Origin of the sequence: Peteryoungia wuzhouensis (genome assembly GCF_003205195.1) — a bacterium.
GTDB classification, from domain to species: Bacteria; Pseudomonadota; Alphaproteobacteria; order Rhizobiales; family Rhizobiaceae; genus Allorhizobium; species Allorhizobium wuzhouense.
This window is the reverse complement of record NZ_QJRY01000004.1, coordinates 257581-271287: the sequence shown is the minus strand read 5'-3', so window position 1 is coordinate 271287 and position 13707 is coordinate 257581. Positions and strand designations below refer to the sequence as shown.

Genomic DNA, 13707 nt, shown 5'->3' with positions numbered 1-13707 from the left:
TTTTCATCGGAATGATATCGCTCAGTTCGCCGGTGTGGCCGGTGCGAGCGCATCCCACTCGCGCATCACCTGCTGGAAGACATTGGCCCCTTGCGTGCCCTTGTCGAAGGTGAGGAGCGCGCGGCGGCCATTGCGGTAGGTGACGGGGATGTCGATCCAGCCGCGAGTGGAGAGCAGTTCCATATTGCGCTTGACCACATCGGCGAAGTCGTTGAGCGCCACCAGATAGGTATCGTCCGTGACCTTGGCCGTGACGGCCACCAGCGGGTCTCCGCGATCCTGTTCGGTGCGTTTCATCGCGATGCGCTGCAGGTTGTCGATCGCGCCCCCCTCGAAATCGGCAGGCACGGAGAACACCACTTCGATGATGTGGCTCGCCGGCAGCGAGTTGTCGGTGTTGCGCTTGATCGTGACGAGCGCCGAGATGCCGCGATCCGGCACGTTGATCTTGCCCTGGATCTGCGGATCCGGCTTGCCGTCGGCCCCGGTTTCGCGCACGGCGGTCCAGGTGATGGAGCCGGGAACGGCGACCGGGGTCGCCTGGCCGATACGCTCTTCATAGAGGAACAGCTTCTCGCCGCCCGCGATCGGAGATGCCGTGGAAGCGCCGTTGGTCGGCGCCGGCCCGGCGGTCGGCGTATTCTGCGCCACCGGAACGTCCGTCGGCTCGATGGTCGAGGCAACGGTCTGGGCCGAGACGGAGCGGCCTTCTTCGCTGGATCCGGCCGGTGCTGCGCCTGCCCCTTCATCGATCTCGGTGCCGTCGGCGCGCAGCCTCTGGGTAAACTTCTGTCCCGCAGCAGCACCTTCATCCGCCGGCGTTGCCGTGGCCGTCGCCGGCGTGGATGTGGCGGGTGCGCTCGTCGCAGGCGCCTGTTCTGCAGGCGGCGTCGTGGTGCTCACCGGGGTCGTCGTCGCGCCGTCGGTCGCCGTTTCCGGCTCGCCCGTCAGGCTTGCCACCATGCCGCCGATGTCGTCACGCCATGTCCAGCCCGCGTAACCGATGCCCGCGATCAGCAGCACGCCGACCGCACCGAGAATGATCGGCGCGAGGCTGCGGCGCTTCTTCGGCTCGAGACGATAGGCCGGCTGGTCGTAGCCGCCCATCATCCGGCCGACATCGTTGTCCTGGTCGATGACGGGACCCTTGCCATCCGGCGAGAAGGTCGACAGATGCGCATCCCATTCCGGCGTCGCCGGCATGTCCGTGGTCGAAGCGGCGCTGCTTGCCGGGGCCGGCTGGGCATCGACATTGTCACGGAACCACTGGCTGAAATCGTCGGGCTCGACGCTGGCCGCCGTGGCCGCGACGGCTGGCGCAGAGGCAACCGTGCCGAAGGCGTCCGGCTGGCTATCCTCAAGCCGAAGGCCGGCGGGCACGGGGAAGTCCTGCTCCACCTCGACCCGCACCGGCTCGTCATAAGCCGGGAACTCGTCCGTCGGCGTGTAGGAGACGGAAACGGGTGCCGTATCGATCTCCGGAAGCTCCGGAACGCGGTTGGCAGCGGATTCGACGGCGGGCGGCAGATCCCAGCTGGCCGGCGGGATGACGGGTGTCGGGTCGGCGGCACGGCTCTGCAGCCAGTCGTCGACGGCATCCAGAACCGCCGACTTCGGCTCGACCGCCGGGGCGGCATACGCTTCGGGTTCGACCGGCGATTCGACGGCTTGGGCCGGCGCTGCATGATCTGCAACCTCGCCCCAGACCGGTTCGGGATGGTGTTCGGCGGCGACATCATGCTGCGGCGCATCGGCCCAGCCGGTAAAGGCAGGCTCTGCCGGCTGAGAGGCCGTCTCGACCTGCGGCTCCGGCGCGTGTTCAAAAACAGGCTCCGGACGTTCCTCCGGCACCGAAGCGACGTCGCGCACCTCGGCATCACCGAATACCTTGGCATCATACATGCCGGCATAATCGGTCTCGTCACCCGTGATCCCGTAGTCAGGATCGGACCAAACGGCAGGCGCCGTTTCGGCAACAGCGACAGGCTCCTCCGGCTCAATCCGAGCGTCGACCTCGACGGGCTCCTCGACAGAAACTTGCGGCTCTGGCTCTGGCTCGGGCGCCGGCTCGCTCATATGCGCATCGGCCCAGTCGTCACCCGTCACGCTTGGTGCCGGGGTCTCCTGCCGCGCGTCTTCGCGATCGCCATAGCCATGATCGACGTCTTCCGCCGGCATCGCAGGATCGGGTTCCGGCTCGGCCATGCGGGTCTGTGCCGGGTATTCGGGCTCGGCGACCGGCTCGGATGCCGTCTGCATCCAGACGGGCTGCGGTTCCGGCTGCGTCTGCGGCTCGGACTCTGCCTGATCTTCCGGCTGCCATTGACCCTCCGGCTCAAAGGCAGGTGCGGCGACATCATCGACGGCCGGCAAGGCCTCGGCATGCTCGGACTCGACTTCCCGGATCGCGGCATCGAGCTTTTCCAGCTGCCGCTGCAGCATATGCTCCGGCGGACGCGGCGACATGTTCTCGAGCTGCCGGACAACGGCGGAACGGGCCTTTTCATAGACCCGTGCACGCATCTCCGGAGTATTGTTCGACAGGCCGTCCACGGCCCGTCGAATAACTGCGATAAAGTCAGCCATCAGCACTTTCTCTTGAAAGCCGGCCCGCCGTGCCGGCAAAAATCGTTAACCTTCAGATTAGTCCTCGAAGGGGTCCGTCACAAGTATCGTGTCGTCGCGTTCGGGACTTGTCGACAGAAGTGCAACCGGCGCACCGATCAGCTCCTCAACCTGACGGACATATTTGATCGCCTGAGCCGGCAGATCGGCCCATTTGCGGGCACCGACGGTGGATTCCTTCCAGCCTTCGAGCGTGATGTAGATAGGCTCGACACGTGCCTGGGCAGCCTGGGCGGCCGGCAGGTAATCGATTTCCTGGCCATCCAGCTTGTAGCCGACGCAGATCTTCAGCTCGTCGAGGCCATCGAGAACGTCGAGTTTGGTCAGTGCAATGCCGGTGATTCCATTGGTGGCAACCGACTGGCGGACCAGAGCCGCATCGAACCAGCCGCAACGGCGTTTGCGGCCGGTCACCGTGCCGAACTCATGGCCCTTCTCGCCGAGGAACTGGCCGATTTCGTCGGTGAGTTCGGTCGGGAACGGGCCTTCACCGACGCGCGTCGTATAGGCCTTGGTGATGCCGAGGATGTAGCCGAGCGAACCAGGCCCCATGCCCGAACCGGCAGCGGCCTGGCCGGCAACCGTGTTCGACGAGGTGACGAAAGGATAGGTGCCGTGGTCGATGTCGAGCAACGAGCCTTGAGCGCCTTCGAACAGGATGCGCGAACCCTTGCGACGTTCCTTGTCCAAGAGCACCCAGACCGAATCCATGAAGGGCAGCACACGATCGGCGATCGAGGTCAGCTCCTCCATGATCGTCTTGTGCTCGATTTCGGCCACGCCAAAACCGCGACGCAGCGCGTTGTGATGGGTGAGGATGCGTTCGACCTTGCCTTCCAGCGCGTCGAGATCGGCAAGATCCATGACTCGGATCGCCCGACGACCGACCTTGTCTTCATAGGCAGGACCGATGCCGCGACGGGTGGTGCCGATCTTGGTGCCGCTGTTCGAGGCCGCGTCTTCGCGCATGCCGTCGAGTTCGCGGTGCAGCGACAGGATAAGCGTGGCATTCTCGGCGATGCGCAGATTGTCCGGCGTGACTTCGACGCCCTGATCCTTCAGGCGGCCGATTTCGGCGATCAGGGCATGCGGGTCCACGACGACGCCATTGCCGATGACAGCCTTCTTGCCCGGACGCACGACGCCCGAGGGCAAAAGCGAGAGCTTGTAGGAGACGCCGTCGATAACGAGCGTATGGCCGGCATTATGTCCACCCTGGAAGCGGACCACGATATCCGCCCGTTCGGAGAGCCAGTCGACAATCTTGCCCTTGCCCTCGTCACCCCATTGCGAACCAATCACCACGACATTCGTCATTTCAGAATCCTGTTTAATGCGCAGCGTCTGCGCCCTACCCAAACCCGCGCATCTATACTGTGTTGTTTTTGGGAAATCGACCCGTTTTGCAGGGCGATTTGGCTTTTTGCGTGACAAAGGTCGACCCCTCGCCTATTTCCGAGCCAATTCGCGCCGTGAGGGATGCCCTCTGATGTTTCCCGGATTGGGCGCAGACATGCAGGGAAGAATGCCTTTGCCGATCCGCGCCTATGTCTATCTGGTCATCACCACGCTTCTCTGGGGCGGCAATACAATCGCCGGCAAGATGGCGCTCGGCCATGTCAGTCCGATGGCGTTGAGCTTTGGCCGTTGGGCCGTGGCAACCCTGGTGATTGCCTCGATCTCCATCCCGCAGATCCGCAAGGACTGGGACGTGCTGAAGGCCAACTGGAAGCTGCTGATCTTCTACGGCACCGTTGGTTACGCCGCCTTCAACGGCTTTCTCTATACGGCGCTGAAATACACGAGCGCGGTCAACGGGGCGATCGAACAGGGGGCGATCCCGGTCCTGATCTTCGTCATCAACTTCCTGCTCTTCCGCATTCGGGTATCCGGCATCCAGATCCTCGGCTTCGTCATCAGTTTTGCCGGCGCGGCCATCACCGCTTCGCATGGCAATCTGCAGACGCTCCTCACCCTGACCCTCAACTACGGCGATCTGCTGATGGGCTGCGCCGGCCTGGCTTATGCCGCCTACACGATCTCGCTGCGCTGGAAACCGGCCGTGCACTGGAAAAGTCTGATGGCCATGCCGGCGCTGGCCGCAGCGCTGACCAGCCTGCCGCTTCTCTGGTGGGAGGCGGGCGAAGGCCAGATGATTCTGCCCGACACGCGCGGCTGGCTGATCATTCTCTATTGCGGCCTCTTCCCCTCCCTGATCTCGCAGATCCTCTACATCAAGGGCGTGGAAGGAATCGGCGCCAACCGGGCGGGCCTCTTCATCAATCTCGTGCCTGTTTTCGGCACGCTTCTGTCGATCACCCTGCTCGGCGAAACGCTGGAAGTCTTCCACGTCGTGGCGCTCGCCCTCGTGCTCGGCGGGATCGCGATTGCCGAATGGGGCAAGCCGCGCGATCCGGCCAACACGACCGCCTAGCCGACCGAGAGGATCTCCACCTCGCCCTTCGCCAGCCGTGCCGCCGTCAGCCGGCCGGACTTGTAGCAATGCGTATCGAGGCTGACGCGGCCGGGGCCGACAAAGGCCTCGCGCATCGGCGTATGGCCGTGAAAGACGCGCACCGGCAAACCCGGCCCCAGATCGATGAACGAGCGTCGGATCCACAAAAGGTCGTCGTCCACCTGCTCATCAAGCGGCCGTCCCGGCCGGATACCGGCATGCACGAAGACCTCGGGGCCAACGGTCACCAGCACCGGCATGGACTGCAGGAACTCGACATGCGCAGGTGGGACCGCTGCGCGGACCGCCTGGCGCAGCGCGAAGTTGGACGCGGTAAACGCCCCGTGAGCCTCCAGATCGACGCCGTAGGATCGCAGTGTGTTCTCCGCTCCGTGGTCCAGAAACCAGTCGCCGGCCGGATCCCCCTCCAGATAGTCGAGGAAGGCATCGTCGTGATTGCCGCGCAGGCAGATGCGGTCGAAGCCGGCAGGCGGTGTGGCGTTGAGGTGATAGAGCACCGCCGCCGATTGTGGCCCGCGGTCGACATAGTCGCCGAGCATGACGATCAGTTTGCGCCCTTCACGCAGGCTCGCATCGTCCCGAATCGTCTCTTCCAGCGCCAGCAGCGGTTCGAGGCAGCCATGCACGTCGCCCACGGCATAGATGGTGGAATAGTTCCCCGGCTCGATCTCCAGCCGCGGCCGCCGCTCGCACGTATCAAGCTGTTCCGTCGGCATTCCGATATTCCTTTGCATGAGATAGGCGTCTGTCCGCTCCATCATGCATCGGCGCGGCACCCGACTGCAATGTTCTTTCCAGCCGTCGCGTGCTCGAATGCGCATCCAAAAAGGCAGCGGCCTGCACTGAATATGATGCTTTTCGAAGCCCGCTGTTTTGCCTTATCGGTCAAAAACAAGAGACAGCGAGGACCGGCCATGGCGAAACCCTTCTACTGGAATGAACTGGTGACGACGGATTTCGCCACGCTGTCTGCCGACACCACGATCGCCATCCTGCCGATCGCCTCGACCGAACAACACGGGCCGCATCTGCCGATCGCGACCGATGTCGCGATTGCCAACGGCATGCTGGCGGAACTGAAGGTCCAGCGCCCTGACGACCTCGACTTTCTCGTCCTGCCGACCCAGGAGATCGGCAAGGCCAACGAACATGTCTATGGTCCCGGCAGCCTGTCCTTCGGCCCGGAAATCCTCATCCCCGCCTGGACGGCGATCGGCGCCAAGGTCGCCGAAGCCGGCATCCGCAAACTCGTCATCGTCAATTCGCATGGCGGCAATGTCGATGTCATGAGCATTGTTGCCCGCGAATTGCGCGTCCGCCACCAGATGGTCGTCGTCTCCACCCAATGGGGCCGCTTCGGCAATCCCGAGGGCATGATCTCCGAGCATGAGAGCCGCTACGGCATTCATGGCGGCGAGGTCGAGACGTCGCTGATGCTGCATTTCCGGCCCGAACTGGTGCGCATGGACAAGGCTCAGAATTTCGTCTCGAAGGCCGAGGAGATCCGCGCCAACTCCAAATTCCTCACACCGCTCCCGCCCCATTCACTGGCCTGGATCGCGCATGACCTCAACCCGCATGGCGTGGTCGGCGATGCCTCCAAGGGCACGGCGGACAAGGGCGAGGCCATCTGCAAGCATCAGGTGGCCGGCTTCATCGAACTCCTGCGCGACGTCGCCGCCTATCCCCTCTCCAACCTCTACACGCCGGGCTGACACACCCTCAGCATCACGCGCTTCCGCGAATGCTTTCAGGGATATGGCCCCGGTCCTTGAGATCCTGAACCAGCACGATCAGTTCCTGCATCAGATATTCGATGAACAAGCTGGTGGCCGAATCGAGCGTGGCGCGTGCGCGGGCGAACAGCTTCATCGGCTGGTGGCGCACATGCGCCTCTGTGAGGGGCCGGAAGACCAGCTCCCCGCGCCGGCATTCGGCCAGCGCATCAAGCGGGTTGAGCAGCGTCAGCCCGGTGCCGGCCTTCACCAGCTGCTTCATCAATTCGGAGGAATTCGTCTCGACCACCGGATCGACCGGCAGCGGCAGGGGCGCCAGCGCTAAGTCGATGATGTTGCGCAGGCTGGTGCCTGATTGTGCCAGGACCAGCGGCTCCTGCACCACCTCGACCAGATCGATCGGCCCCTCCTCTTGTGCCAGCCGATGCCCGGGCGGCAGCACCACGCCGACAGGAACGTCGAAATTGGCGAGCGTCCGGATGCCCGGCGTTGCCGGTATGTTGAACCCTAGGCCGACATCCACCTCGCCTGTGAGCACTGGATTGATCGTCGTCACCCCGCCATCGCTGCGCAGCTTGATCTGCACCCGCGAGTGTTTGGCAATGAAACCCGAAAGGATCGCCGGCAACGGCCCTGAGGCAAGACCGACGGTCGTCACAAGCGACACTTTGCCGATCTGCGGCGTCTTGAGGCCCCTGAGCCGCCCCTCCAGCCGCTCGTAATTCTTCAAGACGTCGCGAATGTGCTCGACGCATAACTCTCCGGCCGCCGTCAGCCGCAGGCCTTTCGGCAAACGCTCGAAGATCGGTGCACCCAGTTCTTCCTCCAGCGCCAGGATCTGCCGATTGACCGCGGACGAGGCGACATTCAGCCGCGCCGCCGCCTTGCGGATCGAGCCGCATCGAACGATTTCATTGATATAGACGAGCTTTCGGGAGTGAAGCACGAGACCTCCGCTGCGCAAAAATTAGTCATGCCGCATCACTATGCAGCATTCTCGCGACCAGTGCAAAAAAGGCATCGATGCGGACGAATTTTGATGCTTTTCAAGACGCATGCCAGCCGCTCAAATGCCGGAAAAGGGAGCCTGAAAACAGGCCCCGCAACGGACAAGGGGAACGATCAATGCGCGACACGCTCACCAAGACAAGTCTCATCGCCCTTTTCGGCCTCGCGACATCGCTGGCCTCCACCTCGGCTGCCTTCGCCCTCGACGAAGTCACCTACGGCACCAACTGGCTCGCCCAGGCCGAACATGGCGGTTTCTACCAGGCCGTCGCCGACGGCACCTATGAGAAATACGGCCTGAAGGTTACGGTCGTCCAGGGGGGGCCGCAGGCCGCCAACCGCGCGCTTTTGATCGCCGGCAAGGTTGATTTCTACATGGGCAGCCCGCTCGGCGAAATGGACGCCGTGAAGGAAGGCATCCCGCTGATCGACGTCGCCGCCATCTTCCAGAAGGACCCGCAGGTCCTGCTCGCCCACCCGGATCAAGGCATCGAGAAATTCGGCGACCTCGCCAAGCTCGATTCGATCTTCATGGGCAAGGACGGCTACGTCACCTATTACGAGTGGATGAAGAAGAACTTCGAGGGCTTCACCGACGAGAAGTACAAGCCCTACACCTTCAACCCGGCCCCCTTCATCGCCGATCCGAAGTCCGCCCAGCAGGGTTACCTGACCTCGGAACCCTATGAGATTGAGAAGCAGGCCGGCTGGGCACCGAAAGTCTTCCTGCTCGCCGACAACGGCTACAACCCCTATTCGACGATGATCACCACCACGGCGACCATGGTTGAGACCAAGCCTGATGTCGTGCAGCGCTTCGTCGATGCCTCGGCCGAGGGCTGGTACAACTACCTCTACGGCGACAACAAGGCCGCCAACGACCTCATCAAGAAGGACAATCCGGAAATGACGGATGGTCAGATCGAATACTCGATCAAGAAGATGAAGGAATACGGCATCGTTGAATCCGGCGAAGCGCTGGACAAGGGCATCGGCTGCATGACCGACGAGAAGTACAGGGCCTTCTTCGACGCCATGGTCCAGATCGGCGTCCAGCCAGCTGATCTCGACTACAAGAAGGCCTACACCACCCAGTTCGTCTGCAAGGGCGTGGGGCTGGCGTTGAAGAAGTAATGAGACAACGGGGCGGAGGCGTTCCCCCCCTCTGCCCTGCCGGGCATCTCCCCCACAAGGGGGGAGACCGGCTGAGCGGTAGGCCCGTCGCCCGCTTTTGGAGTGCTGAACAGCGCGGCAAACGCGGCGCCCCGCTCTCCCCCCTTGTGGGGGAGATGTCACGCAGTGACAGAGGGGGGTATCCCACCTCGCAACGCCACCCCTGCCGCAACACCAGAATGCAACGCGGATGTATCGCGAGACAGAATGACCAGTTCGCCACCAACCGAAGACCCCATCACCCCGCCCCCTCCCGAACAGCGCCGGGCGCTTGTGGTGATGAAGGACGTGTCCAAGGTCTTTTCCAGCGGCACGGTCGCGCTGACAGGCATGTCGCTCACCGTCAATGGCGGTGAATTCGTCTCGCTGCTGGGACCTTCCGGCTGCGGCAAGTCGACGGCACTCCGGATCATCGCCGGCTTGGGCGACACCACGACCGGCAAGATCGACTGGCCGAGCTCCCGCATCACTGCCAAGGGCCTGCCCGACGGCGATATCTCCTTCGTCTTCCAGGAACCAACGCTGATGCCCTGGGCGACCGTCTTCGGCAATGTCCACCTGCCCCTGAAACTGCGCGGCATTTCAAAGCATGCGGCCCATGACGACATCATCGCCGCCCTCGACCGCGTCGGGCTGAAAGACTTCGCCGACGCCTATCCGCGCGAACTGTCGGGCGGCATGAAGATGCGAGTCTCGATCGCCCGTGCTCTGGTCACCAAGCCGAAACTGCTTTTGATGGACGAGCCCTTCGCGGCACTGGACGAAATCACCCGGCAGAAGCTGAACGACGACGTGCTGAAGCTCTGGAAGGAGACCGGCATCACCGTCATCTTCGTCACCCATTCCGTCTTCGAAAGCGCCTATCTCTCCAGCCGCATCGTGGTCATGAAGGCGCGGCCGGGGCGGGTTCATGCCGATTTCCCGCTGCAGACCAGCCTCGACCGCGACGCCTTCTACCGCACCTCGGAAGAGTACCGCGCGACATGTGAAAAGGTCTCCGGCTCCTTGATGGAGGCGATCGGTTTCCCCCTTGCCGCAGGAACGGAGTTCCACTGATGAGCAACGCGGCGCATGCCTCCCCCGCACACCCCCGTTTCACCGCGCTCTATGGCGAAACGCTCCTCAAGATCCTCGTGCCCATCCTCGTCGTCTGCCTGCTGATCGTCATCTGGCAGGTCGGCGTCTGGGTCTCCGGCGTGCCGCAATACATCCTGCCCGGCCCGATCGCCGTCGCCGGTGCCCTCTTCAAGGACTGGGGCACGCTGTCGCCCGCCCTCTGGGTCACCACCAAGATCACGCTGATGTCTCTGGCGCTGGCGCTCGCCGGCGGCGTCGGCATCGCCGTCTTCCTCGTGCAGTCGAAATGGATCGAGATCGCCTTCTATCCGATCACCGTCATCCTGCAGGTGACCCCGATCGTGGCGATCGCGCCCCTGATCCTGATCTACGCGCCCTCGACGCAGGTAGCACTCCTCATCTGCGCCTTCCTCGTCGCGTTCTTCCCGATCCTCTCGAACATGGTGCAGGGCCTGAAAAGCGTCGATCATAATCTCCTGAACCTCTTCGACCTCTATGGCGCCTCGCGTTGGCAGACCCTGCTTTACCTGAAGCTCCCCGCTTCGCTCCCCTATTTCATGACGGGGCTGCGCATCGGCGGCGGCCTCGCGCTGATCGCCGCCGTCGTTGCCGAATTTGCCGCCGGTTCCGCCGGTGCCGGATCGGGCCTTGCCTTCCGCCTGCTCGAGGCCCAGTTCCGCCTGAACATTCCGCGCCTGTTTGCCGCCCTGTTCCTGCTCTCCTGCCTGGGCGTGGTGATTTTTGCCATCACCTCCTTCATTTCCTGGCTGGCGCTGCATCGCTGGCATGAGAGCAGCCTGAAACGAGAAAACTGATGTCGAGCCCGGTCACCGCCCTTCCCGCCGCCAAACGTTTCGTGCTCGCCAATGCGACGCTGCCGCAGATCTGCGTCGATGGTGTCGAAGCCCCCGCCTGCGAGGGCTTGATCAGCGCCGACATCGTGGTGGCCGATGGCAAGGTCGAGGCGATCCTGAAGCCTGGGACCGCCCCATCAGGCCTGCCGTCCACGGATCTCCGCAACGGCATGGTCTGGCCGACCTTCGTCGACATGCACACCCATCTCGACAAGGGTCATATCTGGGACCGCCGGCCGAACCCGTCGGGCGATTTCATCGGCGCTCTGGAAGCCGTGAAGACCGATCGCGAGGCCCGCTGGTCGGCTGCGGACGTCAGAGCCCGCATGGAATTCTCGCTGAAGACAGCTTACGCCCATGGCACCAGCCTGATCCGCACCCATCTCGACAGCCTGGCGCCCCAGCACCGCATCTCCTTCGAGGTATTTTCCGAAGTCCGCGAGACCTGGGCCGGCAAGATCGACCTGCAGGCGGCCGCCCTCTTCCCCTTCGACCAGATCACCGACGAGGCCTTCTTCAAGGATCTGGTCGAGGTCATCGTCGCCAACAAGGGCCTGCTCGGCGGCGTCACCTATCTGATGCCGGGCCTCGACCAGAAGCTCGACATCCTGTTCCGCACCGCTTCGGAAAACGGCCTCGATATCGACCTGCATGTCGACGAGACGCAGGACAAGGAAACCCTTACGCTGAAGACCATCGCGGAAGCCAAGATCCGCAACGGCTTCGAAGGATCCGTCACCGTCGGCCATTGCTGCTCGCTCGCCCGGCAGGATGAGGAGGTGGCAAAACGCACCATCCATCTGGTGGCGGAGGCTGGCCTCTCGGTCGTCTCGCTGCCGATGTGCAACATGTATCTGCAGGACCGTCATGCCGGCCGCACGCCCCGCCAGCGCGGCGTCACCCTCTTCCACGAACTGACGGCAGCCGGCGTCGCCACCGCCGTCTCGTCCGACAACACCCGCGATCCCTTCTACGCCTATGGCGATCTCGATCCCGTCGAGGTTTTTCGCGAGGCGGTGCGCATCATCCATCTCGACCATCCGCTGGACACCGCAGCGAGGGTCGTCACCCGCACACCCGCCGACATCCTGAAGCGCCCCGACCACGGCCGCATCACCGTCGGCGGCCGCGCCGATCTCGTCCTCTTCAGCGCCCGCCGCTGGAGCGAATTTTTGTCCCGTCCGCAGGCTGACCGCATCGTGATGCGGAATGGCATGGGCATCGACCGCAGCCTGCCGGATTACCGAGACCTTGACCCGCTGCTTGGAGTTTAGCCATGGCCGACTACGCCCAAATCAAGGAAGAGCTGGCAGGCATCGCCGTCGAAGACAATCCGGCTCTGATCAAACAGAAGAGCCGTGACTTCTACTGGTATTCGCCGATCCTGAAGGAAGAACTCGACAATGTCGTCGGCGACCTCGTTATCTCGCCGACCACGGAAGAAGAGGTGATCCGGGTCTTGAAAGTCGCCTATGCCCATGGCGTGCCGGTCACCCCGCGCGGCGGCGGCACCGGCAATTATGGCCAGGCCATGCCACTCTCGGGCGGCATCGTGCTGAACCTCATCAACATGAACAAGGTGAAGGAGATCCTGCCCGGCCGCGTCATCTGCGAACCAGGCATCATCATCTCCGAACTCGACAAGCAGACCAAGACCCATTCCGGCCAGGAACTGCGCTTCCACCCCTCGACCGCCCAGACCGCGTCCGTCGCCGGCTTCATCGCCGGCGGCTCCGGCGGCGTCGGATCGATCACCTGGGGCGGCCTGCGCGATCTCGGCAACATCCTGCGTCTGCGTGTCGTGACCATGGAAGCCGAGCCGCGCGTGCTCGAACTCTCCGCCTGGGACCTGCAGAAGGTTTCGCACGCCTATGGCACCAATGGCATCATCACCGAAGTCGAAATGCCGCTCGCCCCCGCTTACGACTGGGTCGACGTCATCGTCGGTTATGACGACTTCATGGATGCGGTGAAATTCGCCGATGCCCTCGCCCACAAGAACGGCATCCTCTTGAAGGAAGTCGCCCCGATCGCAGCCCCGATCCCTTACGACTACTTCACCCGCCACAAGCCCTGGCTGAAGGAAGGCCAGTCCGTGGTGGTCCTGATGGTCGCCCCGCACTCGATCGAACCCTTCCTGGCGTTTGCCGAGAAGGTGAAGGGGGACGTGCGTTTCCGCTCCGACACGGTCGAGAGCATGAAGGGCATTCCGCATGCCTATGAGCTGGCCTGGAACCACACGACGCTGAGAGCGCTGAAGCTCGACAGCAACATCACCTATCTCCAGGTCCAGTATCCCGGTCCCGATCACGTCGAGAAGGTCAAGATCATGACCGAGCTCTTCCCCGACGAGGTGATCGGCCATCTCGAATTCATCAAGTTCGACGGCCAGATCCAGTGCGCCGGCCTGCCGCTGGTGCGCTACACGACGAAGGAGCGGCTGGAAGAGATCATCCGCATCCACGAAGAAAACGGCTGCCCGATCTTCAACCCGCACCGTTACACGCTCGAAGAAGGCGGCATGAAGCAGACCGATCAGGTCCAGCTCGCCTTCAAGAAGGAGACCGATCCAAAGGGTCTCTTGAACCCCGGCAAGATGATCGCCTGGGAGAACCCGGATTTCGATTTTGCGGCGGGCAAGAATTATCTGTTTCCGGGGCTGGAGGTGTTTGCGGAGGCTGGGGAATAGGGGAGCGACGGTGCGTGGGTGTGTCTCGCTATGCGCGGCTTGTGGGGTACCCCCCTCTGCCCTGCCGGG

11 protein-coding genes are annotated in these 13707 nt (G+C 63.2%); 7 read left to right on the top strand and 4 right to left on the bottom strand.

Features of this window, described 5'->3' with window-relative positions; all coding sequences use genetic code 11:
* Nucleotides 1-21 precede the first annotated feature (21 nt).
* Both DMY87_RS12840 and DMY87_RS12835 read right to left on the bottom strand, forming a co-directional pair.
* Nucleotides 22-2586, bottom strand: a complete 2565-nt coding sequence (locus DMY87_RS12840) for a hypothetical protein (protein WP_110791830.1) — start codon at nucleotides 2584-2586, stop codon at nucleotides 22-24.
* A 57-nt stretch (nucleotides 2587-2643) separates the two neighbouring features.
* Nucleotides 2644-3942, bottom strand: coding sequence for an adenylosuccinate synthase (locus DMY87_RS12835; protein ID WP_110791828.1), 1299 nt, complete (start codon nucleotides 3940-3942; stop codon nucleotides 2644-2646).
* Between the two features lie 214 nt (nucleotides 3943-4156).
* Here DMY87_RS12835 and DMY87_RS12830 point away from each other — a divergent pair, with 214 nt between their 5' ends.
* Nucleotides 4157-5059: a DMT family transporter gene (locus tag DMY87_RS12830; RefSeq protein ID WP_110792180.1), complete on the top strand. Its 903-nt coding sequence runs from the start codon at nucleotides 4157-4159 to the stop codon at nucleotides 5057-5059.
* On the opposite strand, the gene DMY87_RS12825 is transcribed toward DMY87_RS12830, so the two are convergent.
* Nucleotides 5056-5817 carry a metallophosphoesterase family protein gene (locus DMY87_RS12825; RefSeq protein WP_110792179.1) on the bottom strand — a complete coding sequence of 254 codons (762 nt, stop codon included), beginning with the start codon at nucleotides 5815-5817 and terminating at the stop codon, nucleotides 5056-5058. The two genes, DMY87_RS12830 and DMY87_RS12825, sit on opposite strands and share 4 nt — an antisense overlap.
* Before the next feature lie 198 nt (nucleotides 5818-6015).
* Between DMY87_RS12825 and DMY87_RS12820 the strand changes: the two genes are divergently transcribed.
* Nucleotides 6016-6816 (top strand): creatininase family protein, encoded by an 801-nt coding sequence (locus DMY87_RS12820; protein ID WP_110792177.1) that lies wholly within the window; start codon nucleotides 6016-6018, stop codon nucleotides 6814-6816.
* Between the two features lie 13 nt (nucleotides 6817-6829).
* Here the strand turns inward: DMY87_RS12820 and DMY87_RS12815 are convergent, their stop codons facing one another.
* Complete coding sequence (locus DMY87_RS12815; protein ID WP_110791827.1) at nucleotides 6830-7783, bottom strand: LysR family transcriptional regulator; 954 nt, start codon at nucleotides 7781-7783, stop codon at nucleotides 6830-6832.
* Nucleotides 7784-7962: 179 nt separating this feature from the next.
* On the opposite strand from DMY87_RS12815, the gene DMY87_RS12810 reads away from it, so the two are divergent.
* The 5 genes from DMY87_RS12810 to DMY87_RS12790 all read left to right on the top strand — a co-directional run bounded on the left by DMY87_RS12810 (nucleotide 7963) and on the right by DMY87_RS12790 (nucleotide 13638).
* Nucleotides 7963-8979, top strand: a complete 1017-nt coding sequence (locus DMY87_RS12810) for an ABC transporter substrate-binding protein (RefSeq protein ID WP_110791825.1) — start codon at nucleotides 7963-7965, stop codon at nucleotides 8977-8979.
* 246 nt (nucleotides 8980-9225) lie between these two features.
* Complete coding sequence (locus DMY87_RS12805; RefSeq protein ID WP_110791824.1) at nucleotides 9226-10074, top strand: ABC transporter ATP-binding protein; 849 nt, start codon at nucleotides 9226-9228, stop codon at nucleotides 10072-10074.
* Entirely contained in the window at nucleotides 10074-10910 is an 837-nt protein-coding gene (locus tag DMY87_RS12800) for an ABC transporter permease (protein WP_110791822.1), read from the top strand. Before DMY87_RS12805 ends, DMY87_RS12800 begins: the two co-directional genes overlap by 1 nt.
* Complete coding sequence (locus DMY87_RS12795) at nucleotides 10910-12223, top strand: cytosine deaminase (RefSeq protein WP_110791821.1); 1314 nt, start codon at nucleotides 10910-10912, stop codon at nucleotides 12221-12223. The genes DMY87_RS12800 and DMY87_RS12795 overlap by 1 nt, the downstream gene beginning before the upstream one ends.
* A gap of 2 nt (nucleotides 12224-12225) precedes the next feature.
* On the top strand, nucleotides 12226-13638 hold the full coding sequence (locus tag DMY87_RS12790; protein ID WP_110791819.1) for an FAD-binding oxidoreductase: 1413 nt from the start codon (nucleotides 12226-12228) through the stop codon (nucleotides 13636-13638).
* Nucleotides 13639-13707 lie beyond the last annotated feature (69 nt).

What these genes read in the sequence shown, in the direction of transcription:
- DMY87_RS12810 (WP_110791825.1), top strand. Translation starts at nt 7,963, where the DNA reads ATGCGCGACACGCTCACCAAGACAAGTCTCATCGCCCTTTTCGGCCTC.
- DMY87_RS12805 (WP_110791824.1), top strand. Translation starts at nt 9,226, where the DNA reads ATGACCAGTTCGCCACCAACCGAAGACCCCATCACCCCGCCCCCTCCC.
- DMY87_RS12825 (WP_110792179.1), bottom strand. Translation starts at nt 5,817, where the DNA reads ATGCCGACGGAACAGCTTGATACGTGCGAGCGGCGGCCGCGGCTGGAG.
- DMY87_RS12800 (WP_110791822.1), top strand. Translation starts at nt 10,074, where the DNA reads ATGAGCAACGCGGCGCATGCCTCCCCCGCACACCCCCGTTTCACCGCG.
- DMY87_RS12820 (WP_110792177.1), top strand. Translation starts at nt 6,016, where the DNA reads ATGGCGAAACCCTTCTACTGGAATGAACTGGTGACGACGGATTTCGCC.
- DMY87_RS12835 (WP_110791828.1), bottom strand. Translation starts at nt 3,942, where the DNA reads ATGACGAATGTCGTGGTGATTGGTTCGCAATGGGGTGACGAGGGCAAG.
- DMY87_RS12840 (WP_110791830.1), bottom strand. Translation starts at nt 2,586, where the DNA reads ATGGCTGACTTTATCGCAGTTATTCGACGGGCCGTGGACGGCCTGTCG.
- DMY87_RS12790 (WP_110791819.1), top strand. Translation starts at nt 12,226, where the DNA reads ATGGCCGACTACGCCCAAATCAAGGAAGAGCTGGCAGGCATCGCCGTC.
- DMY87_RS12795 (WP_110791821.1), top strand. Translation starts at nt 10,910, where the DNA reads ATGTCGAGCCCGGTCACCGCCCTTCCCGCCGCCAAACGTTTCGTGCTC.